The sequence below is a fragment of the Pseudomonas sp. FW300-N1A1 genome (assembly GCF_058789115.1).
This window is the reverse complement of the sequence record NZ_JBYTBK010000006.1, coordinates 149,616-171,399: the sequence shown is the minus strand read 5'-3', so window position 1 is coordinate 171,399 and position 21,784 is coordinate 149,616. Positions and strand designations below refer to the sequence as shown.

At 59.0% G+C, this 21,784-nt stretch carries 16 protein-coding genes; 9 read left to right on the top strand and 7 right to left on the bottom strand.

From position 1 onward, the window contains the following. Positions 1 to 300 precede the first annotated feature (300 nt). Both AC3WQN_RS07390 and AC3WQN_RS07385 read left to right on the top strand, forming a co-directional pair. Positions 301 to 546 (top strand): type II toxin-antitoxin system ParD family antitoxin, encoded by a 246-nt coding sequence (locus tag AC3WQN_RS07390; RefSeq protein WP_095082320.1) that lies wholly within the window; start codon positions 301 to 303, stop codon positions 544 to 546. Next, positions 539 to 829 carry a type II toxin-antitoxin system RelE/ParE family toxin gene (locus AC3WQN_RS07385; protein WP_103402233.1) on the top strand — a complete coding sequence of 97 codons (291 nt, stop codon included), beginning with the start codon at positions 539 to 541 and terminating at the stop codon, positions 827 to 829. Before AC3WQN_RS07390 ends, AC3WQN_RS07385 begins: the two co-directional genes overlap by 8 nt. A 385-nt stretch (positions 830 to 1,214) precedes the next feature. On the opposite strand, the gene AC3WQN_RS07380 is transcribed toward AC3WQN_RS07385, so the two are convergent. Beyond that, a complete protein-coding gene (locus AC3WQN_RS07380) occupies positions 1,215 to 9,719 on the bottom strand; it encodes a VCBS domain-containing protein (protein ID WP_492589188.1) in 8,505 nt (2,834 codons plus the stop codon). 88 nt (positions 9,720 to 9,807) lie between these two features. Continuing rightward, entirely contained in the window at positions 9,808 to 10,095 is a 288-nt protein-coding gene (locus tag AC3WQN_RS07375; RefSeq protein ID WP_095148104.1) for a PilZ domain-containing protein, read from the bottom strand. 203 nt (positions 10,096 to 10,298) lie between these two features. On the opposite strand from AC3WQN_RS07375, the gene AC3WQN_RS07370 reads away from it, so the two are divergent. Further along, on the top strand, positions 10,299 to 10,964 hold the full coding sequence (locus tag AC3WQN_RS07370) for a response regulator transcription factor (RefSeq protein WP_103400225.1): 666 nt from the start codon (positions 10,299 to 10,301) through the stop codon (positions 10,962 to 10,964). Positions 10,965 to 11,070: 106 nt separating this feature from the next. Here AC3WQN_RS07370 and AC3WQN_RS07365 read toward each other — a convergent pair whose 3' ends face one another. Beyond that, positions 11,071 to 11,553 (bottom strand): cupin domain-containing protein, encoded by a 483-nt coding sequence (locus AC3WQN_RS07365; RefSeq protein WP_103400224.1) that lies wholly within the window; start codon positions 11,551 to 11,553, stop codon positions 11,071 to 11,073. Positions 11,554 to 12,164: 611 nt separating this feature from the next. Between AC3WQN_RS07365 and AC3WQN_RS07360 the strand changes: the two genes are divergently transcribed. From AC3WQN_RS07360 to tal, 4 genes are all read left to right on the top strand, one after another. Next, positions 12,165 to 13,331 carry an AAA family ATPase gene (locus AC3WQN_RS07360; protein WP_103400223.1) on the top strand — a complete coding sequence of 389 codons (1,167 nt, stop codon included), beginning with the start codon at positions 12,165 to 12,167 and terminating at the stop codon, positions 13,329 to 13,331. 625 nt (positions 13,332 to 13,956) lie between these two features. After that, positions 13,957 to 14,166: a hypothetical protein gene (locus tag AC3WQN_RS07355; RefSeq protein ID WP_146038374.1), complete on the top strand. Its 210-nt coding sequence runs from the start codon at positions 13,957 to 13,959 to the stop codon at positions 14,164 to 14,166. Positions 14,167 to 14,260: 94 nt separating this feature from the next. After that, the gene (dusA, locus tag AC3WQN_RS07350; protein WP_103400221.1) at positions 14,261 to 15,262 is read left to right on the top strand and encodes a tRNA dihydrouridine(20/20a) synthase DusA; all 1,002 of its coding nucleotides are present in this window, start codon (positions 14,261 to 14,263) and stop codon (positions 15,260 to 15,262) included. Between the two features lie 177 nt (positions 15,263 to 15,439). Further along, positions 15,440 to 16,366, top strand: coding sequence for a transaldolase (tal, locus tag AC3WQN_RS07345; RefSeq protein ID WP_103400220.1), 927 nt, complete (start codon positions 15,440 to 15,442; stop codon positions 16,364 to 16,366). Between the two features lie 217 nt (positions 16,367 to 16,583). On the opposite strand, the gene rssC is transcribed toward tal, so the two are convergent. From rssC to AC3WQN_RS07330, 3 genes are all read right to left on the bottom strand, one after another. Further along, positions 16,584 to 17,066: an anti-sigma factor antagonist RssC gene (rssC, locus tag AC3WQN_RS07340; protein WP_095082307.1), complete on the bottom strand. Its 483-nt coding sequence runs from the start codon at positions 17,064 to 17,066 to the stop codon at positions 16,584 to 16,586. Further along, positions 17,063 to 18,247, bottom strand: coding sequence for a two-component system response regulator RssB (rssB, locus tag AC3WQN_RS07335; protein ID WP_095082305.1), 1,185 nt, complete (start codon positions 18,245 to 18,247; stop codon positions 17,063 to 17,065). Before rssB ends, rssC begins: the two co-directional genes overlap by 4 nt. Before the next feature lie 479 nt (positions 18,248 to 18,726). Further along, a complete protein-coding gene (locus AC3WQN_RS07330) occupies positions 18,727 to 19,416 on the bottom strand; it encodes an MlaA family lipoprotein (RefSeq protein ID WP_095148100.1) in 690 nt (229 codons plus the stop codon). 187 nt (positions 19,417 to 19,603) lie between these two features. On the opposite strand from AC3WQN_RS07330, the gene pcrP reads away from it, so the two are divergent. Both pcrP and AC3WQN_RS07320 read left to right on the top strand, forming a co-directional pair. After that, complete coding sequence (gene pcrP, locus AC3WQN_RS07325; protein WP_103400219.1) at positions 19,604 to 20,224, top strand: HAD superfamily inactivated hydrolase PcrP; 621 nt, start codon at positions 19,604 to 19,606, stop codon at positions 20,222 to 20,224. 123 nt (positions 20,225 to 20,347) lie between these two features. Continuing rightward, positions 20,348 to 20,611 carry a DUF4404 family protein gene (locus tag AC3WQN_RS07320; protein WP_095082301.1) on the top strand — a complete coding sequence of 88 codons (264 nt, stop codon included), beginning with the start codon at positions 20,348 to 20,350 and terminating at the stop codon, positions 20,609 to 20,611. 285 nt (positions 20,612 to 20,896) lie between these two features. On the opposite strand, the gene queF is transcribed toward AC3WQN_RS07320, so the two are convergent. Next, the gene (queF, locus tag AC3WQN_RS07315; RefSeq protein WP_095148099.1) at positions 20,897 to 21,727 is read right to left on the bottom strand and encodes an NADPH-dependent 7-cyano-7-deazaguanine reductase QueF; all 831 of its coding nucleotides are present in this window, start codon (positions 21,725 to 21,727) and stop codon (positions 20,897 to 20,899) included. Positions 21,728 to 21,784: the final 57 nt, after the last annotated feature.

Here is a 21,784-nt window from a genome sequence, read left to right as displayed (position 1 = left end):
AAGCAAGACAAGTCACCTAAACGCTGGGCGTAGGAAGTCTGCAGAAAATATGTCGGGATAATACGCGGTCTGGACGGCGAGGGAAAACACTAAGCGGTGGTTACGGCATGAAATGTTCGAGATGGTTCACATGGCGAGATTCTGTTGAGGGGCAGCCTACAGACAACCTACTGACCATCACTCACCACACTAGACCAGGAAGCCTTCTCCACATGAAGAAACAAGCGCCCACGCATTCTCGATTCCGCACCAATAGTATGATAATTTCACGCCATTGATTACTGCTCAGGAGGCTCAATCATGGCAACCGTGCGAAAAACCATCACTGTGACCGACCAACAAGACAGCTGGATCAAGGCTCAGATCGAAGCGGGTCATTACACCAATGACAGCGAATACATCCGCGACCTGATCCGGCGCGAACAAGAGCGAAGCGCCGAGGTTGAGGCTATTCGCGCAGCACTGAGAGAGGGGGAATCCAGTGGCAAACCCCGTCAATTCGACTCCGAAGCATTCAAGCGGCGGATGCTGACCGCGCATGGCTGAATATCGTCTAACGCCTGCCGCCGAGCGGGATCTTGAGGGGATCTGGGTTTACACTGTCCAGCAGTGGGATGTAGCTCAGGCTAACCGTTACATCGACATCATGACGGCCGCTTTTACGGAGTTAGCGCAACGGCCCAAAACAGCATCGGCCTGCGACCATATCCGCCCTGGTTATCGCCGCCGCAGCATTGAGCGGCATATGATTTACTTCCGGATCACAGCTTACGGGATTGCGATCATTCGTATCTTGCATGATCGGATGGATGCACCGCTGTATCTGTAACGGTCGGCACCTGTTTAACGGGAACTGCCTACCGACCATTACTCATCACATTCGACCAAGAAGCCCCCCCCTTTAGCCGTCTGACCCAAGCGCTCAAGACCGGCCTGGCACGAACCTACACACCCTTGTGCTTCATTCCTGATAAACGTTTGCCCCGCCTCCCCCTCTATTACATAGCTGAGTCTTTCCAGCAGACAGGCATCGAGCATCACCCCGCACTCACCCTGCTCGTGCAGTACCCGAGAAAGGAGACTGCACGGACTCCAAAGGCGCCCCCTCGTTCCGGGTGGAATGACGAAAAAAACACCTCGCACAGACCCCATCGCGGACTTATCCGTGATGGGGTCTGCATCCGCGTAGCAACGTGCGGCCAGTAGCAAAAGCATCATACCGTCAGGATAAAGTCCGCCTGATCGATGCCTTCACTGCTGACACCGACAAGGCGAATAGACTCCACTCCGATCCCAATCACCGTGTCCGCCCCGTCAGCCGCAATGCTCACGCTGGCAGCGAACGTCTCGCTGCTGATCCCCAGCCCCGCGATATTGAGCAAGTCCTGCCCTCCGGTCGGATTGGCGTCGAAGCCCTGGATCGAGTCATTGCCGAAGCCCGCCGCTGCAAACACGAAGGTATCGTTGCCGAGGCCACCGTTGAGCGTGTCGTTACCCAGCCCGCCGAGGAACAGATCATCACCCGCGCCGCCGACCAGAATGTCGTTGGCCAGGCCGCCCAGCATCGTGTGGTTTGCCGCCGCTGCATCGTAGGCCAACTCACTGCCGCTGCCCTCGGCGTTCGCCTGCAAGCCCGCCGCCGCGTATTGGTCACTCAGCGCGACCTGCGCCACATGCGCGCCGTCGCTCACGATCAGCATGCCGCCGGTGCCTGTGTCATTCGCTGCATAGGTGATCTGCGTATTGGCGCCGAACGCTATATCGCCAAAGTCCAGCTTGTCGCCCGCGGTAAAACCGCTGACGCTGCCACTGAACGCCGCCGACACATCGAGCTTGAGCGTACCTGCCGCGCCGCTGTCGAACGTCACGTGCTGATCGGAGGCAGCACCGAATTCGAGCATCGCCGAACCGCTGATAGTCGCGCTTCCCGCGCCGCTGGCATCTGCGTGGATGATGATATTGCCATCGTTCGCCCACAGGCTACCGCTGTTGACCAGCGCACTTTCAATCACTAATCCGCCGCTGCCGCTGGCTTCCAGCACGCCCGTGTTGGTGACGGCGTTGCTGCCCGTATCGATCACCAGCGCATTGACGCCACTGGCATGGATCAGGCCCGCGTTGACCAGCATCATCTGCCCCGCCCCCAACTGGCCGGCACCCGCGAGGGTGTTGTCGGCATTGGTGAGCACCGTGTCCGCGCTGCCACCAAAGATCACGTTCTGCGCGCTGTCGGACAGAACCACTTGCCCGCCTCCGGTCAACGTCGCGCCACGGAACAGAATCTCAAGATGGGTCCCGCTGCCGGTGGAGCCGAGCATGATGGTGCCGCTGTTGTCGATGCTGCCACCGAACGGCATGATCGCACCGTCGGCAATGGTGATGGTGCCCGTATTAGTCGTGACCGGGTCCACATCGAACAGTAAGTTGGCCCCGCTCAACGCCGCCGCATCCACGCCTTTGACGGTGATCGTCTGGCCGGCGCCGATGCTGACCACGGCATTGCCGCTCGCGTCGTTGACGACACTCACATCCGCAAACTCGCTGACGCCCATGAAGCCGATCAAGTCGATCTTGTCCGTCGCCGCATCGAAGTTGTGAATGACATTGTTGCCGATCGGCTGGGCGAACACGAACAGGTCGGCGCCGCTGGAGCCGGTCAGGTTGTCGTCCGCTGACAAAGCGAAGATCGGTGAGCCTGGGGCGTAGGCTTCGACGTTGTCGGAAACGAAGGTATTGCCAATGCTGCCATCGGCGTTGGTCCAGGTCATGCTGACGCCGAGCACCAGCGCACCGACGAAGTCAGTTGGCGTTGTCACAGTCAGTGAGCCGGGATCGTCGGTGCGCACTGTCCAGCTACCGTCGCCGTTGTTGGTTCCGGCGTTCAGTGTCCAGCCTGACGGCATCCCCGTTATCGTCACATCGATAGAGTCACTTGCGCCCACCGCCCGATCAGCCAGTGCAAGGTTGATGGGCTCTCCAGCGATCCCCGCTGGAGCAGCTCCCGAACTCGTGCTTGTGTTACCCGCCAGGTCAGTCATGGTCACTGTGACATTGTGCCCATCTATATTGTCTGAGGTTCCTAAAGCGGAGCTGGTATCGCCATCTATCGCCCAATTACCATTGGTTGCAGTTCCATTAACCAGCACTAAGGAGAAGTCTGCGACAGGTGAAGTGGGATGGTTATCATGAACGGTCACTGACACCACGCCTGAACCTGAAGTGTCAGTCACACCTATTGTGAAAACATTGCTACCTGAATTGTAGTATCCGTTACCCCCCCCACCCGCCCCGACGGGTGCAGCAGTATCGACTATCAATGTGCCGGTTGGATTGACGCCATTGGCTCCTGTAAGAATGGCATTGTTCCCCGCCGCATCTTTGATCGTCGCACCACCAAGAGTGAATGGGGACGCCGCCAGGGTAAGGTCGGCTGTATTTTGACCGGCCCCTACCGTGTAAGTGAACGTCAGCGTATTAGTGCCCGAGCCGCTCGTGTAGCTTGCCGTCCCGCCGGTGTTCAGGTTGAGCGTCGGCGAACCTGTGACCAGTACGACCTCGCTGAAAGTTACGCTCAGTGTCACCGTCTCAGTTGCCTTGAGCGTGCCATCGTTAGTGCCATAGCTGGCGCCCGTTACCGTCGGCGCTGTCGTGTCGTCGTTCGTGCCGTTGATAGTCACTGTGACTGTCTGTGTGTCAGACGCAGCATTGTTGTCTGCGCTCTGCATCGTGTAAGTCAGCACCAGGGACTGGCCGACAGTGAGATAGTCGAACGCCTGTATGCCGGAGTCGAAGCTCCAGATCAGGTTGTGCGCGTCGCCACTGTCAGCCGCCAGGCCGGACGTGGGTGTTGCACTCAGCATGCTCAGCAGTTGTGCGTTCGTCAGGCCAAGCCCCGCAGTAGTGCCTGTTGCAACCACTCCGGTGATTGACGTGCTGATCGAATCCGAGAGATCGACGTCATTGACGCTCAGCGTGCCGCTAGCGGTGAGCCCCGCATTAGTCTCCGTCAGCGTCGCGCTCGCACTGTCGCTCGTGACCAGATGGATATCCGGATCATCATTGGTGCCGGTGATGGTGATGGTCACCAGCTGGGTGTCTACGCCACCCAGGCCGTCACTGACCTGCACGCTGAACACCTCATCGTGACTCTCTCCAGCCTTCAGCGACTGCACCGCACTGGCGACTCCATTGGTGCCATTGGCCAGCGTGTAAGTCCACTTGCCGGTGTTGTCCACTGCGATCGAGCCGTAGGTGCTTGTTGACGAGCCATTGATGGTCCATGTCGCCGTGGCATCGTGATCGATGTCGGCCGAGCTGAACTGACCATTCACGGTGAGCTTGGTGTCCTCCTGTACCGCACCGGCATCATTGCCCGTCGCGAAACTGAGCACTGGCGCGTCGTTGCTGCCGGTCAGGGTGATCATCACCGTCTGCGTTGCCGAGACCGCGTTGCCCGCGCCGCTGTTGTCGCTGGCTACCACGGCGTAGGAGAAGCTGATGGTTTCGCCGGCGCGCAGGAAGTCCAGGTTCTGGCTGCTGCTGTAGTTCCAGCTGTCCTGATCGACCGAGAAACCGGCCACCAGCGCTGCGGCCTGCGCCGCGTCGAGGGTACCGCCGCTCCAGGTGATGTCGTCGTTGGAGGTCTGGCTGACCGTCACTACGTCATGACTGTCCAGGTCGGCGAAGCTCAGCACCCCGCTGTCGCTCAACGTGGCCGCGCCGTTGCCTTCGTTCATCGCACCGGTCGTGTCAGTGATGGTCAGTGTCGGCTGGTCGTTGGTGCCAGTGAGGGTGATCGTCACCGTTTGCGTTGCCGAGACCGCGTTGCCCGCGCCGCTGTTGTCGCTGGCTATCACGGCGTAGGAGAAGCTGATGGTTTCGCCGGCGCGCAGGAAGTCCAGGTTCTGGTTGCTGCTGTAGTTCCAGCTGTCCTGATCGACCGAGAAGCCGGCCACCAACGCCGCAGCCTGTACCGCGTCGAGGGTACCGCCGCTCCAGGCGAGGTCGTCGTTGGAGGTCTGGCTGACCGTCACTGCGTCATTGCTGTCCAGGTCGGCGAAGCTCAGCGCACCGCTGTCACTCAGCGTGGCTGCGCCGCTGCCTTCGTTCATCGCACCGGTCGTGTCAGTGATCGTCAGTGTCGGCTGGTCGTTGGTGCCGGTCAGGGTGATGGTGACGGTCTGCGTCGCCGAGACCGCGTTGCCCGCGCCGCTGTTGTCGCTGGCTACCACGGCGTAGGAGAAGCTGATGGTTTCGCCGGCGCGCAGGAAGTCCAGGTTCTGGCTGCTGCTGTAGTTCCAGCTGTCCTGATCGACCGAGAAACCGGCCACCAGCGCTGCGGCCTGCGCCGCGTCGAGGGTACCGCCGCTCCAGGTGATGTCGTCGTTGGAGGTCTGGCTGACCGTCACTACGTCATGACTGTCCAGGTCGGCGAAGCTCAGCGCACCGCTGTCGCTCAGCGTGGCCGCGCCGTTGCCTTCGTTCATCGCACCGGTCGTGTCGGTGATGGTCAGCGTCGGCTGGTCGTTGGTCCCGGTGAGGGTGATGGTGACGGTCTGCGTTGCCGAGACCGCGTTGCCCGCGCCGCTGTCGTCGCTGGCCACCACGGCGTAGGAGAAGCTGATGGTTTCGCCGGCGCGCAGGAAGTCCAGGTTCTGGCTGCTGCTGTAGTTCCAGCTGTCCTGATCGACCGAGAAGCCGGCCACCAGCGCCGTGGCCTGCGCCGCGTCGAGGGTACCGCCACTCCAGGCGATGTCATGGTTGGAGGTCTGGCTGACCGTCACTGCGTCATTGCTGTCCAGGTCGGCGAAGCTCAGCACACCGCTGTCACTCAGCGTGGCTGCGCCGCTGCCTTCGTTCATCGCACCGGTCGTGTCAGTGATCGTCAGTGTCGGCTGGTCGTTGGTGCCGGTCAGGGTGATGGTGACGGTCTGCGTCGCCGAGACCGCGTTGCCCGCGCCGCTGTTGTCGCTGGCTATCACGGCGTAGGAGAAGCTGATGGTTTCGCCGGCGCGCAAGAAGTCCAGGTTCTGGCTAGTGCTGTAGTTCCAGCTGTCCTGATCGACCGAGAAGCCGGCGACCAGTGCCGCGGCCTGTGCCGCGTCGAGGGTACCGCCGCTCCAGGCGATGTCGTCGTTGGAGGTCTGGCTGACCGTCACTGCGTCATTGCTGTCCAGGTCGGCGAAGCTCAGCGCACCGCTGTCGCTCAGCGTGGCTGCGCCGTTGCCTTCGTTCATCGCACCGGTCATGTCGGTGATGGTCAGTGTCGGTTGGTCGTTGGTCCCGGCCAGGGTGATGATCACCGTTTGCGTCGCCGAGACCGCGTTGCCCGCGCCGCTGTTGTCGCTAGCCACCACGGCGTAGGAGAAGCTGATGGTTTCACCGGCGCGCAGGAAGTCCAGGTTCTGGCTAGTGCTGTAGTTCCAGCTGTCCTGATCGACCGAGAAGCCCGCCACCAGCGCCGCAGCCTGCGCCGCGCCGAGGGTTCCACCGCTCCAGGTGAGGTCGTTATTGGAGGTCTGGCTGACCGTCACTACGTCATGGCTGTCCAGGTCGGCGAAGCTCAGCGCACCGCTGTCGCTCAGCGTGGCCGCGCCGTTGCCTTCGTTCATCGCACCGGTCGTGTCGGTGATGGTCAGCGTCGGCTGGTCGTTGGTGCCAGTGAGGGTGATCGTCACCGTTTGCGTTGCCGAGACCGCGTTGCCCGCGCCGCTGTTGTCGCTGGCTATCACGGCGTAGGAGAAGCTGATGGTTTCGCCGGCGCGCAGGAAGTCCAGGTTCTGGCTGCTGCTGTAGTTCCAGCTGTCCTGGTCGACCGAGAAACCCGCCACCAGCGCTGCGGCCTGCGCCGCGTCGAGGGTACCGCCGCTCCAGGCGAGGTCGTCATTGGAGGTCTGGCTGACCGTCACTGCGTCATTGCTGTCCAGGTCCGCAAAACTCAGCACACCGCTGTCGCTCAGCGTGGCTGCGCCGTTGCCTTCGTTCATCGCCCCGGTCGTGTCGGTGATGGTCAGTGTCGGCTGGTCGTTGGTGCCGGTCAGGGTGATCGTCACCGTCTGCGTTGCCGAGACCGCGTTGCCCGCGCCGCTGTTGTCGCTGGCTATCACGGCGTAGGAGAAGCTGATGGTTTCGCCGGCGCGCAGGAAGTCCAGGTTCTGGCTGCTGCTGTAGTTCCAGCTGTCCTGATCGACCGAGAAACCCGCCACCAGCGCTGCGGCCTGCGCCGCGTCGAGGGTACCGCCGCTCCAGGTGAGGTCATTGTTGGAGGTCTGGCTGACCGTCACTGCGTCATTGCTGTCCAGGTCCGCAAAACTCAGCACACCGCTGTCGCTCAGCGTGGCTGCGCCGTTGCCTTCGTTCATTGCACCGGTCGTGTCAGTGATGGTCAGTGTCGGCTGGTCATTGGTGCCAGTGAGGGTGATGGTCACCGTCTGCGTTGCCGAGACCGCGTTGCCCGCGCCGCTGTTGTCGCTGGCTACCACGGCGTAGGAGAAGCTGATGGTTTCGCCGGCACGCAGGAAGTCCAGGTTCTGGCTAGTGCTGTAGTTCCAGCTGTCCTGATCGACCGAGAAGCCGGCGACCAGTGCCGCAGCCTGCGCCACGTCGAGGGTACCGCCGCTCCAGGCGAGGTCGTCGTTGGAGGTCTGGCTGACCGTCACTGCGTCATGGCTGTCCAGGTCCGCAAAACTCAGCACACCGCTGTCGCTCAGCGTGGCTGCGCCGTTGCCTTCGTTCATGGCACCGGTCGTGTCAGTGATGGTCAGCGTTGGCTGGTCGTTGGTGCCGGTGAGGGTGATGGTCACCGTTTGCGTTGCCGAGACCGCGTTGCCCGCGCCACTGTTGTCGCGGGCTATCACGGCGTAGGAGAAACTGATGGTTTCGCCGGCACGCAGGAAGTCCAGGTTTTGGCTACTGCTGTAGTTCCAGCTGTCCTGATCGACCGAGAAGCCCGCCACCAGCGCCGCGGCCTGCGTCACGTCGAGGGTACCGCCGCTCCAGGCGAGGTCGTCGTTGGAGGTCTGGCTGACCGTCACTGCGTCATTGCTGTCCAGGTCGGCGAAGCTCAGCACACCGCTGTCACTCAGCGTGGCTGCGCCGTTGCCTTCGTTCATTGCACCGGTCGTGTCAGTGATCGTCAGCGTCGGCTGGTCGTTGGTGCCAGTCAGGGTGATCGTCACCGTTTGCGTTGCCGAGACCGCGTTGCCCGCGCCACTGTTGTCGCTGGCTATCACGGCGTAGGAGAAACTGATGGTTTCGCCGGCACGCAGGAAGTCCAGGTTTTGGCTACTGCTGTAGTTCCAGCTGTCCTGATCGACCGAGAAGCCGGCCACCAGCGCTGCGGCCTGCGCCGCGTCGAGGGTACCGCCGCTCCAGGTGAGGTCATTGTTGGAGGTCTGGCTGACCGTCACTGCGTCATTGCTGTCCAGGTCCGCAAAACTCAGCACACCGCTGTCGCTCAGCGTGGCTGCGCCGTTGCCTTCGTTCATCGCACCGGTCGTGTCGCCGATTGTCAGCGTTGGCTGGTCGTTGGTGCCGGTGAGGGTGATTGTCACGTCCTTGGTCACCGTCGCCCCGAAGTCGTCGGTCAGCGTCACCGTGAACACTTCGGTCTTGATCTGGCCCTCGGCCAGGTACTGCGCCGCGCTGTTGCTCAGCGTATAGGTCCAGCCCACGCTGCCCGCAGCGTCGCCTGTGCTCTCGTCGCTCACATTGGCTACCAGCGTACCCAGCGTACCGGCCGGCGCGCTCACGCTGGCCACATGCGCGTCATCGGCCAGATCCACGTCGCCGAAGGCGAAGCTGCCGCTGGCCACCGTGGTGCCGTCTTCGGCCACCGCACCGCTTTCGACCTCTGCCGCCGTCACCGTCGGCGCGTCATTGGTGCCGGTGATGGTGATGGTCACATTCTGCGTTACCGACGAACCATGACTATCGCTGATGGTGACCCGGTAAGTTTCGGTAACTGCCTGTCCCTGGGCCAAGTACTGCGCTGCCGCATTGCTCAGGTTGTACGTCCATTGCACCGAACCGTTGGCCACGTTCGCGGCTTCGCTTACCGGCGAGAGCGCGAACGTACCAAGATAAGTAATGTTGTCCCCCGCCGGCGCGAACGTCGCCATGTGCGTGTCGCTCAGGTCGACGTCGTTAAAGGCAATCGTGCCGCTGGCCGTCAGCGAGTCGGTCGTGCTCGCCGTGGTAACGGCGTCTTCGGTCACCATGCCGGCCTGCGCGCCGATGCTCATCGTCACACCATCATTCACGCCCGAAAACTGCACCGTCGTGGTGGCCCAACCGAGCGTTCCGTTGCCGAGACGAATCGCATAGGTAAAGCTGTCCGTCAGGAGCTCGCCAGCAGCAAGCGCCTGGAGTTGCACCTTGAAAGCACCCGACAAAGTAGCGGCGTCGTAGCCGACCTTACCGTCCGAGGTGATCCAGATCTTTGCACCATTCAAACTGGTGTCAGAACTCGTCACCTCAGCCCTCACCGTATCCTGGGTCAGGAGATCGGCCGGAGCATAAGACTTGGTGGCAGTAGAAAGACTTTCCGCGTTGTCGAGTGACCAGAGTGTCTTCGCGCTGCCGCCGAGATCATTAGACATGACATCCCAATACATGACCCCCAGCGTATCTTCAGTGGTGGTGAAGATGTCATCCTGCGCCTGGGGCGTGTTGGAAAACGAGGTAACGGTTCCGCCGCTGGTAGTAGTGGTGCTAGCCATGTCTTTCTCCCAAGAATGTCACTCCGAGTAAAAAACCGCTGTGGCCGCTAACCGCCACAAGCCGATTCTTCCTCAACCCACGAACAGCTCACTCCACCGGCACCAGCCGGCTGGCCAGCAGCTTCACGCCCGCCCCGGTCCTGCCGCCCTGTGGCTCAATGCGCACGATTTGTCCTTGCGCCTTGAACTTCATGGGGCCGCCGGGGGTGTCGAGTTCAATCTCGAAGTCAATCAAGCTACCCACCTGCTGCTCGCTATCGGTTTCGAAATACAAACCGGAGGCGCTGATGTCACGGGTGACACCTTCGCTCCCGCCGGTCAGTTGCAGCGACAGGGTGACTTGTTCACGGGGCTCAGTTCGGTATGCGTCTTTCATGGCTGCAGTCTAAAAACGACCGCTGTTTTTTACATGAGCGCGCTATCCCTTTTTTCTGGGAGTCAATCCCCCATGAAAACAGTGTTTTATGGGACAAATGTCATGGGAGGGGCTGCTTGAAGCGCTATAGAAAAAAGCGACAGGCTGGAACGATTGCTATCATGAGCAGCTAACACAACCCGCCTAAAGAGGCAGCATCCCGCATGCCAATTCAAGTCCAGTTAGTCGCTCTACCGCTCGTGGCCTGGGGCCTTGAGCGTCTGGTGGAAAGCGCTCAACCGAAGTTGGCGCTGGTGGGTTCGGCGGCGTCGGTGGCGCAATACCTGCTTTCACTGCACCAAGACGCGCCAGATGTGGTGGTGCTGGACCTGGACGGCGAGGACTGTATCGAGTCGCTGGCCGACTTGCACAGCCAGACCAAAGCCAGGATTCTGGTGGTGACAGGGTCGAGCGACTTGGCGCTGCATGACCGTGCGGTGCTGGCGGGCGCACGTGGTGTGGTGGATAAGCGGGAGTCGGCATCCGCATCCACATTGCTCAAAGCCATAGAAAAAGTGCATGACGGCGAACTCTGGATTGATCGCAATGCGACCAGCCGTATCTTTCTTGAACTGGCGCGCAAGAAAGCCGAGCACGATAAAGACCCGGAGCAGCAAAAAATCGCCAAGCTAACGCGCCGCGAGCAACAGACCATTGCATCGCTGGCCAGCGACCCCTCAGCCCCTGGCAAGTTGGTGGCCGAGAGGCTGCACATCAGCGAGCACACGCTGCGCAACCATTTGACATCGATCTACAGCAAGCTGGGCCTGACGAACCGCATAGATCTGTACGCCTACGCACACAAGCATGGGCTTTCCACAGCCGACTGAAGACTGCGGCAACACGCCGGGCGTGTTGCCGCAGTCTGAGCTTGTCCCGAAATTCCAACTGTAGGGGTCTGATAAGACCGGATACCCATTCAGGCGAGAACGCTCGCTACATCTTGCTGTTCCTGGGGTCGTCCGCCGGGTTGAGGTAGGTGATCCCCCAAGGCCCCGTGCCGTGGAGTTGGAGCACGGTTTCCTGTTCTCGGCTGGCGCCATACATCGACATGCCGACGGGAATGATCAGGGCGTCACCCGGGTGATAGGCTTTGGCCCGTGCCGGATCGAATTTGTCGCCGGTGGCAAAGTAGAAGGTGCCCGAGATAACGGTTACGCGCTCGGTCACGGGATGGGTATGCACGCCGATTTTCGTATTTGCCGGCAGCTTCAAGCGCAGAGTGAAGGGCTCGGCGGCTTTCAAGTCACCTTCAATCACTGCAATCATCGCACCGGGCCCCACCGACGGCGCCGCTGTCCACTTGAGTTCGGATGGGGTGGCGGTAATCAAACCCGCTCCCTCGGCCTGGGCGGCAGATGCCATGAAGGCTGCGCTGAGCAAGGCCAGAGAAACAGCGACAGCTTTGTGGGAGCTCATCATGGTTTCCTCGTGCTTGGGGGCTGTGGGTGTATCGCAGCAAAGGCAAACATCGCTTCAACACACCGTATTAATGATCACGGTAGCCGAATGTTGGAGCGCGGATATAACCAATCTGAACAGCCCTATAATGCAATGGTATGGAGTGTGAGCTGTACGCAGGATGGGTTGAGTGCAGCGATAGCCCTGTCATTCGACTCGTGCTTGCCAAGTTAGCTGTCTCGATAGGCGAATATTCAGCGCAGCCTCTATCGCAGAGCACTGTGCTGTTCGCTGCCTGGTAAGTCAGGACCTGCTTCCATCGATGGGTATCGCTGCGCTCAGCGCCATTCCTGGGTGTTTGGGCTTTCTTGCCGGTCGCTGCTGACCAAGGTTGCCGGGATGAATCAGCAAGCGGAAGCACCAGGACATTCGAGTCGCCCGCGCACTTCGTCTGAGTTACCTCCCAAAACCTTGGAAACCCACATCATTGGCCGTTTGCCTTTTGACGGAGTGACTGTCGGGGTTGAGTAGATTCAAGGGCCAAATTCACGTGTAGCTATCGAGAGCGCGATGCCTTATCCTACGATCGCGTCATTTTTGACGCGTTCCACGTTTAAGGACGGCTTCAGATGATCTACTCTTTCGGCGCTAATAATTACTTTTCATTTAAGGATGGGTTTCAAGTATCACTTGAATTCAATTCGAAGGTGCCAAAAAGCATATCCAACTCAAGGAAAGTTTCTACAATCTTGGGAATTAAGGGCGGTAACGCCTCTGGAAAAACAAACATCCTTAAGTGCCTTCAGTTTTTATCGTACTTTGTTGCACGCTCTTTCAACCAACCACCCGAAGGCCCCCTTTTTCTTAATCCTTTTTTCACAAGCAAAAAACCGACTGACATTTACATAGACTTTGAAAGCAATGGCATTCGCTATATCTACGAGCTTTCGGCCACAAAAACAAAAGTGATTCGCGAAGCGATTTACAAAAAAATCTCGCGCAAAACGCTAATCATCGAAAGAAAAAACGATGAGTTAAAAAGCAGAGTGGCCGAACTTAGTGATTTAGACCTAATAACGCTGCGCAGCAACGCATCATTAGTAGACACCGCTCTACAGTACAACATGAAAGGATTAGGCCAAGACTTACACAACATAAAGTCTTTCTTCCATAAATTTAAAGGCAATGTTAGTTCGCTTGGCGTAATGGAAGACAGCTACGTCTATGATTACAACGTAATCAGTGAATATTACTACAAGAACAACGACGCCTTGGAATTCGCAAAAAACATCATTAAATCTTGTGATCTAGGCATATCCGATGTTGAAATTTTCGAGACAGAAAACGAGAAAGGTGAACCTCGATACTTCCCAATGTTCCTCCATCCTTTCGAGTTGAATGGCTCCAAATCGGAAAAATTGACTTACTGGGACGAGTCCGACGGTACTACCGCGCTTTACCGACGGCTTTATCAGTACTGGACTGTGCTTACTAGCGGTGGCGCCCTAATCATGGACGAATTTGACACCAACTATCACCCTGCTCTCTTGCCCCAAATCCTCGATCTTTTCATTAACAAAGAAACCAATCCAAAAAACGCTCAGTTTATATTTACTTCTCACAATCTTGAGATAATGGATTATCTGGGGAAATATCGGACGTATCTTGTCTCCAAAGAAAGCGGCGAAAGCTTCTGCTATAGACTTGATGAAATTCCCGGCGACATCATTCGAAATGACCGCTCCATTTCGGGACTTTATCGAGATGGAAAACTTGGCGGCATTCCAAACCTATGAAAAAATACAATAATAACGCCCTCAAAAAGAAGTTTATAGAACAGTTCCCGACAACAAGCCTAGAAAACTGCGACATAAAAACAAGATGTAAATTCAACCTTTCTTTTTTCGACGGCTCACAAGAATACGGTTCGAGTTTCGCCGCGTTACGCCCAGAAGCCCTAACAGACATAATTGACAAAATCAAAGCATACACACGAAATGATTTAAACTACTGGCGCAACCAACGCTGCGGTGGTCATGGACTAAAAATTCTCGCCGATTACGAAACATTCCCTAAAAAGAGCAATTTCAAACATCCAAAATTTGTTCCTCACGACGTTAGTTGGTGTAGGTTCAGAATGGAAAACCTATCAAGATTAATTGGCTTCACGGTGCCTGGCTCACACATAGATAAATCAAACAAAACATTTCCAGATTACGACTTGAATACGTTCTATTTAGTTTTCATCGATCTAGATCACAACTTCTATCTTACCGAGTCTCGGTAATCTCCTCGGCGACCGGTTTAGTGGCACGGTCGCCATTTCGCCTGCCATCCAACATAGCATCAACTTCCCCCACACCATTATTTCAACACCTTCCACAGTATCGATAGCGTCAAGCGAAGCTCCTGACAGATTCGTTGACTGCTACCCGATTTGCGTGGAACCACGACGACCAGCTGCTCAATCAAGCACAGCAGCGCGAGAAAGCCCTGCAGCAGTCCGGCAGCGTCGTCGAGATCGCCAACTGCTACCCCGAGCTCAGCAACAAAAGAACAAAAGGAGAACAAAAAGAACAAAAGGAGACTGATTTATTTGATCATTCATCGAATGAAGGCCAACGACTATGACCTCCCAATCACGGCAACCAGCAGCGCTACAAACCTCCGCCCCTCATTCCTGATAAACTCCACACCCGCCTCACCCTCTTTTATTCAGATACCCATGCCCCAATCAACAGCGCCAAACACCGCCCCAGCCCTCTCCCGCCGTTTCTCCGTCGCCCCCATGATGGATTGGACCGACCGCCACTGCCGTTTCTTCCTGCGCCTGCTCTCCAGGCATGCGCTGCTCTACACCGAAATGGTCACCACAGGCGCCCTGCTCAACGGCGATCACGAGCGTTTCCTGCGTCACGACGAGGCCGAGCATCCGTTGGCGTTGCAGTTGGGCGGTAGTGTCCCGCTGGATTTGGCGGCCTGTGCGCGCATGGCGCAAGAGCATGGTTATGACGAGGTGAACCTCAACGTCGGCTGTCCGAGTGACCGGGTGCAGAACAATATGATTGGCGCGTGCCTGATGGGGCATCCGCAGTTGGTGGCCGATTGCGTGAAGGCGATGCGCGATGCGGTGTCGATTCCGGTGACGGTGAAGCACCGGATCGGGATCAATGGCCGCGACAGTTATGCCGAGCTGTGTGATTTCGTCGGTACGGTGCGAGATGCCGGCTGCACCAGTTTTACCGTGCATGCGCGGATTGCGATTCTCGAGGGCTTGTCGCCGAAGGAGAATCGGGACATTCCGCCGCTGCGCTATGACGTGGCCGCGCAGTTGAAGGCGGATTTCCCGGAGCTGGAGATCATTCTCAACGGCGGGATCAAGACGCTGGAGGCCTGCCGCGAGCATTTGCAGACCTTCGACGGGGTGATGCTGGGTCGTGAGGCGTATCACAACCCTTATGTGATGGCCGAGGTGGACCAGCAGTTGTTCGGTAGCACTGCGCCGGTGATTAGCCGTGCTGAGGCGCTGGCGCAGTTGCGACCGTATATCGCTGCGCACCTGGACGCGGGTGGTGCGATGCACCATATCACCCGGCACGTGCTGGGCCTGGGCACCGGGTTTCCGGGGGCACGCAAGTTTCGCCAGCTGCTGTCGGTGGACATCCACAAGGCCAAGGAGCCGCTGGTATTGCTGGATCAAGCGGCGGCGCTGCTCGAGGGGCGCTGACCGTCGTTTGTATTGAACCTGTGGCCTGTTTCGACATCGTAGTTAACGGATAGCGCCGGGCCTTTCAAACACCTGTTTCCAGGTAGTTGCCGCCCAGGCCGTTGTTACGCATTCGCGCCCTTGAGTGGCTGTCAGCGCTCGGGTAATGTCAACAGACCCACAGGATAGAGCACGCTCATGACTTCCAAGCTGGAACAACTCAAACAAATCACCACCGTCGTGGCCGATACCGGCGACTTCGAGGCTATCGCCCGCGTTAAACCGGTGGATGCCACCACCAACCCGTCCCTGCTGCTCAAGGCGGCCGCTATTCCTGCTTATGCCGAGCTGCTGAACGCTTGCGTCCATGACTGCAAGGGCGATGTCGGCCTGGCCAGCGACCGTTTTGCTGTCGCAGTGGGCCAGGAGATCCTGAAAGTGATCCCGGGGCGTATTTCCACTGAAGTGGATGCACGCCTGTCGTTCGACACCGACGCGATGCTGAAACGCGCGCACCGCCTGATCGAGCTGTACGACAAGGCCGGCATCGGCCGCGAGCGTGTGCTGATCAAGGTCGCTTCCACCTGGGAAGGCATTCGCGCCGCCGAGCAACTGGAAAAGGAAGGCATCCAGACCAACCTGACCCTGCTGTTCTCCTTCGCCCAGGCGATTGCCTGTGCCGAGGCCGGTGTGTTCCTGATTTCGCCGTTCGTGGGCCGCATCTACGACTGGTACAAGAAGGCCAACGGCAACGACTACACCGGCGCCGATGATCCGGGCGTACAGTCGGTGACGCGCATCTACAACTACTACAAGGCCAATGACTACAAGACCGTGGTCATGGGCGCGAGCTTCCGCAACCTCAATCAGATCGAGCAACTGGCTGGCTGTGATCGCCTGACCATCAGCCCGGACCTGATCGAGAAGCTGGCAGCCGACACCGGCAAGCTGGAACGCAAGCTGGCGCCAGGCCATACCGGTGAAGCGCGCCAGGGCCTGACCGAAGCGCAGTTCCGCTGGGCGTCGAACGAAGATGCGATGGCGACCGAGAAGCTGGCCGAAGGCATTCGCCAGTTCGCGCGGGACCAGGAGAAGCTGGAGGCGCTGTTGCAGGCCAAACTGTAATCACCTGGGGCTGAAATGCAAAAAAGAGGGGCGAATCTTGAGGGATTCGCCCCTTTTTTGTGTGCGCAGGTTGTCTGGATCAGGTTCCGGAAAACGGGGTGGCTGGACCGGCCTCTTCGCGGGCAAGCCCGCTCCCACAGGGAATTTTGGGCGACTGGGGATTGTGTTCGACGCTGGGCCAAGTGGGGGCGGTACTGCACCCCGTCACCTCAACGGATCAGTGACGCTCCAGGGCATTCACCAGGTCGTGGAACGCTTCGCGGTTGGAGTCGTTCAGGCCCATGAGGATCTTGTGTGCCTCAAGCACCTTGATCCGCACCACTTCTTCGGACTGGTCCTGGTCTGGCAGGTCGGTCAGGCACTCAGGGCATGGCACCGGGCGGTCAACGATGTTGAACACCTGCTCGAAGCCCATGGACTCCAACAGACGGGTGATGTCTTCGTGGGTGGTGACGACCGTCGGCAGCAGGCCGACCTTTTGCCGCGACATGATCGACAGCTTGGCCAGCAGGCCCAGCGTGGTGCTGTCGATGCTGCGGGTTTCGGTCAGGTCGATCACGATCGCGTTGAAGTTCAACGCGGTGAAGATCCGCTCTATAGTCGCATCCAACGCCGAACACAGGGTCAGGCGAACTTCACCGACGAACTTCAGGACGAAGGTGCCATCCTGCTCGGCGAACTGGATTCTACCGGTACTCATTGAAGATTCCTGCTCAACACCAACAGGGCGATATCATCCGGCATCTCCCCTAGCGTGGCCAATCCAAAAACCTGCCGCAGACCGTCCAGGCTGCCGCCCGCCGATCTTACCCGTTGCGGCAAGGCGGCTTCTTTTTCTTTGAGTGTGGGTTCTGGCAAAAGGTCCAGAATACCGTCGGACATCAGCGTCAGGCTGAACACCGGCGGCAGCTTGATGACGTGGTCTTCGTAGGTGGCTTCGTTGAACAAGCCCACCGGTAGACCGCGACCCTCGAGATAACCCACGCTATCTGGCGTGTACAACACTGGCAACGGCAGGTGTCCGCCGATGCTATAGGTCAACAAACCCGTCTCCTCGTCGATGACGCCACCGACCATCGTGACATGTTTGCCCAGCTTACAGCTGATCAGGCCCCGGTTGATATGGCCGAGAACTTCTGAAGGGGTGAATTCCGGCAAGGTGCCATTACGCTTGGATTCAAACAGCAAGCGCGTGGTCATGAATTTCAGCAGCACCGTGACGAATGCCGAGGACGCGCCGTGCCCTGAAACGTCCGCCAGGTAGAAGGCTACCCGACGCTCGTCGACCCTGAAGTAGTCGACAAAATCGCCCGACAGGTACAGCGACGGAATGATCTGGTGGGCAAACTTGAACTCGTCGATCGCCCAAGGGCTGACCGGCAGCATGTTCATCTGCACCTGACGCCCGGCGTTCTGGTCTTCCTGCAACAGGTTGAGGCTGGCTTCGAGTTCGCGGTTGGCGGTTTCTAGCTTGGTGCGATAGCGCTGGTTTTCCACCAGCAGGCGCGCGCGGTCCAGCGCCCGGCGTACCGAGTGCTCGAGCACGGCCAGGTCTTCCAGCGGCTTGATCAGGTAATCCGCCGCGCCCAGGCGCAAGGCTTCGACCGCGTCGTTCATCACGCCGGCACCGGACACCACGATCACCGGGGTTTGCGGCGAAAGGTCGGTCACCTGACGAATGAGTTCGAGCCCGCCCATCTGCGGCATGCGCAGATCGCAGATCACGAGGTCGGGTTGATTTTGCTCGAATACCGCGAGCCCCTGCTGGCCATTACTGGCCTGAAGGACGCTGAACCCACTGTCTTCCAAATAGGCCGCGAGACTCGCGCGCACTACTTCGTCGTCATCGATTATCAGCAGCGTGGCACTGGTTTTTTGCATGTGGGCAAACGGCGCCAGAATTAGGTTGGCGTAGCTGGCGAGGCAATTGGCCCGGCGCACACTACTGGATTCGCTTTCTAGCCTCTCTGTTGCACTGCTTTCGAGCATTTGCCCTACACACGTGTTCACCAGAGGTGCCCTTCTAAGGCGCAGACGGTACTCCCATCCGCGAGGTGTTTCAAGCTTGCGCCGATGGTCATCCGGCGTCTTTGCGTCGCAAATCACCAGGAGTTATAAGAACGGTTAAATCCGCGACACAATGGAAGGATCGTACCCGTGGGCCAAACCGATCGTGACTACCGTTAAAAGCGCGATTTCAGCCGCATGCGGATGGATGCGGAGGCAACAGCGCCTGGAAGGCCGATACCGAGGTGGCGTGATTCAAGTGGGGTAATGGCGACGACACCACGCCGAATCAAACGACGATCCAGACAAAGAAGGCGGCCATCTGGCCGCCTTCCTGTCATGCCGGAGTCGATTCAGAAATCGTCTTCAACCTGGCCATCCTTGACCTTGAATTCGCGGTTTTGCAGGTAGGCATTACGAATGAACACGTACTTGTCGCCGCTGATCAGCTTCTCGCTCGACAACAGGCTGGCGCGGGTGTCGATAACGTCCATGCCGATCGCCATGTTGCGCGCCGGAATGTCGTTCATGTAGCGGTAAGGCTGGGCATAGCCGTCGATGTACTTGGACGGCGCATCACGCAGTGTGCTCGGACCGAAGAACGGCAGCATCACGTAAGGACCGCTGGGCGTGCCCCAGTAGCCGAGGGTCTGGCCGAAGTCTTCGTCGTTGCGCTGCAGGCCCATCTTGGTGCCCACATCGAAAAAGCCGGCCAGGCCCAGGGTGGTGTTGAGCATCAGGCGCGCGGTGTCGACACCCGCGGCATGTGGCTTGGCCTGCAGGATGTCGTTGGCCAGGTTGCCGACGTCACCGATGTTGCGGTACATATTGTGAATGCCGTCTTCAAGGAACTGCGGCGTGATGAATTGGTAACCCTGTGCCAGAGGCTTGAGGGCATAGGTATCCAGCACATCGTTGAAGGTGTAGATGGGGCGGTTGATGCTTTCCCAAGGGTCTTCTTCGGTGGCCGCCTGGGCAGCGAACGGGACCAGCAAAACGCCGGCAAACACACATACTCGAGCCAGGCAATTGCTCCAGCGCATAGACGCAAACTCCGTGGTTGGTACTGGCCCGGGTCGCAAAACCCAGGCAATAAGCCGCCTAGTATAAGACGGATGCCCGCACTCAGGGAAATCCCCTACAACTCATCAGCCTATAATCAGAGCCTTTTTTGTCACTCAACTGTCACTCTGCTGCCTTAACCTCTCTGATTATTTCAGGGATGTAATAATGCCCCGCGTTCAGACAGTCCCACACCCCATCCCCCACCCCACCGCCGTACTCTTCGGCCTGAGCGGCTGCCTGGTGGATTTCGGCGCCCGCACCCGACACGACGGCGCCGACTGCACCCGGCACGCACTGCCAACACCAGGGGCCGAGCAAGCGCTGCTCTCCCTGCAACTGCAAGGCATTCCCTGTGCCTGGCTCGAGGAGTTGCCTCCCAGACAAAGCCAGGCACTGGCCGCCTCGCTGCCAGACTGGATCACTGCCAGCCCGCGCACCCCGAGTGTCGGCCAGTGGCCCGCTCCCGATGCCTGCTGGCAAGCCCTGATGACGCTCAATATCGATCGCCTGGACGGTTGCGTACTGGTCAGCGGTGAACCGCGCCTGCTGCAATCGGGCCTCAATGCCGGACTCTGGACCATCGGCTTGGCGTCCTGCGGCTCACTGTGCGGACTGGCGCCGAATGAATGGCATGCCCTGAGCCAGCAGGAACGCGAACTCAAGCGTGGCAAGGCGACCCTGCAACTGTTCGGCCTGGGCGTGCACTCGGTCATCGATCACCTGGGCGAACTCGACACCTGCCTGTCGGACATCGGCCTGCGTCGACGCAAGGGCGAGAAGCCCTGATCGGTCATTGTTGATCAAGATCATGCACTTCGACCGCCAGTGGATTAATCTAAAGGCCAGACGTAGACCTTTGATCCACCCTTGCGGTCTATGCCAGTGCCTATCGATAAAAGGAAAGACGTCATGCCTGCCCGCGAACTGCAAGAACAACTCACTACCCTGCGCGAGCAACTGGAGCAGAACCCGCCGCTCACGCAGGAAGAACGCGACCACCTGCTGGAACTGATGCAGAAAATCGAAGCGCAGATCAAACTGGAAAGCGCCACGCAGGACAGCAGCCTGTCCGATGGTGTGAACCTGGCCGTAGAACGCTTCGAACTCGACCACCCGGCGCTGGCCGCGACCTTGCGCAACATTGTGCAGACCCTGGGCAACATGGGGATCTGACCCCGACGCATGCAAAAAAGCCCCGCCAGCGATGGTGGGGCTTTTTCGTTTTTAGCGCACTGCGCGCGACTGAGCCAACACCGCAGCTCCCGCATGGCGAGCAGGCATGCTCGCGCTGACGCGCCCTGACCAGATGATTGCACCCTTTCAGCAAGACTTCGACGACTGTTCAAGGGGCTGCTACGCAGCCCAGCGCGAGCAAGCTCGCTCGCCACAGGCCAGGTGTTCGTCGCCTCTGCTTGCCGGAACCGCACTCACTACTCGCGCTCGCCCGTGGCGAGGGCGTTATTGACGAACCAGTCGGTGATTGGGCAACTGCACGTCCTCGGTACTGCGGTACGGGTTGATGTCCAGCCCGCCACGGCGCACATAACGCGCATACACCGTGAGTTTTTCCGGCTTCAACAGGCGCTGCAGGTCAAGGAAGATCCGCTCCACGCACTGCTCGTGGAAATCCGAGTGCTGGCGGAAGCTCACCAGATAGGCCAACAGGCTGGCGTGATCCAGTGCCGCGCCACGGTACTCCACCGCCACGCTGCCCCAGTCTGGCTGGCTGGTGACCGGGCAGTTGGATTTGAGCAGATGGCTGTGCACGCTCTCTTCAACGATGCGCGAAGCATCGCAACGCAGCAGTTCCGGGCGCGGGTGCTCGTAGTTGCTGACGCTGATGTCCAGGTCGTCGATGCACACGCCCGGCAAGGCCACGACACCCTCGGCCTGCACCTCGTCCAGACTACGAATGCGCACGCCCACCGGCTTGCCGGCGGCGGCCGACAGGTCGGTCGCCAATGTGGCTTGCAGTGTCTGGGTGTCGACGAACGGTGTTTGGTTCAACGAGTTCAGGTACAGCTTGAAGGACTTGGACTCAATGATATTCGGCGAATCCGCCGGAATACTGAACTCGCCGATGGCCACCACCGGCTTGCCCGATGGCAGCAGCCAGGACAGTTCAAAGCAGTTCCAGAAATCCACGCCCTTGTACGGCAGGGTGTCGGCCGTCAGGCCCAGCTCGGCCCATTTCGCGGTGCGCGGGATCGGGAACAGCAAGGACGGCGTGTAGGTGGCGATGTATTCGCTGGACTTGCCCAGCGGCGAGTGTTCGGCTGCGGGATGCATGGCGGAAACCTGACTGAAGAATCAGCCGATTCTATCAGCCTTTGCTCCCGCCTTTGA

Coding starts and splice junctions, on each gene's coding strand:
- AC3WQN_RS07380 (WP_492589188.1), bottom strand. CDS start 9,719: ATGGCTAGCACCACTACTACCAGCGGCGGAACCGTTACCTCGTTTTCC.
- dusA (WP_103400221.1), top strand. CDS start 14,261: ATGCCCCAATCAACAGCGCCAAACACCGCCCCAGCCCTCTCCCGCCGT.
- AC3WQN_RS07320 (WP_095082301.1), top strand. CDS start 20,348: ATGCCTGCCCGCGAACTGCAAGAACAACTCACTACCCTGCGCGAGCAA.
- pcrP (WP_103400219.1), top strand. CDS start 19,604: ATGCCCCGCGTTCAGACAGTCCCACACCCCATCCCCCACCCCACCGCC.
- AC3WQN_RS07365 (WP_103400224.1), bottom strand. CDS start 11,553: ATGAGCTCCCACAAAGCTGTCGCTGTTTCTCTGGCCTTGCTCAGCGCA.
- AC3WQN_RS07375 (WP_095148104.1), bottom strand. CDS start 10,095: ATGAAAGACGCATACCGAACTGAGCCCCGTGAACAAGTCACCCTGTCG.
- AC3WQN_RS07360 (WP_103400223.1), top strand. CDS start 12,165: ATGATCTACTCTTTCGGCGCTAATAATTACTTTTCATTTAAGGATGGG.
- rssC (WP_095082307.1), bottom strand. CDS start 17,066: ATGAGTACCGGTAGAATCCAGTTCGCCGAGCAGGATGGCACCTTCGTC.
- tal (WP_103400220.1), top strand. CDS start 15,440: ATGACTTCCAAGCTGGAACAACTCAAACAAATCACCACCGTCGTGGCC.
- queF (WP_095148099.1), bottom strand. CDS start 21,727: ATGCATCCCGCAGCCGAACACTCGCCGCTGGGCAAGTCCAGCGAATAC.
- AC3WQN_RS07370 (WP_103400225.1), top strand. CDS start 10,299: ATGCCAATTCAAGTCCAGTTAGTCGCTCTACCGCTCGTGGCCTGGGGC.
- AC3WQN_RS07330 (WP_095148100.1), bottom strand. CDS start 19,416: ATGCGCTGGAGCAATTGCCTGGCTCGAGTATGTGTGTTTGCCGGCGTT.
- AC3WQN_RS07385 (WP_103402233.1), top strand. CDS start 539: ATGGCTGAATATCGTCTAACGCCTGCCGCCGAGCGGGATCTTGAGGGG.
- AC3WQN_RS07390 (WP_095082320.1), top strand. CDS start 301: ATGGCAACCGTGCGAAAAACCATCACTGTGACCGACCAACAAGACAGC.
- rssB (WP_095082305.1), bottom strand. CDS start 18,247: ATGCAAAAAACCAGTGCCACGCTGCTGATAATCGATGACGACGAAGTA.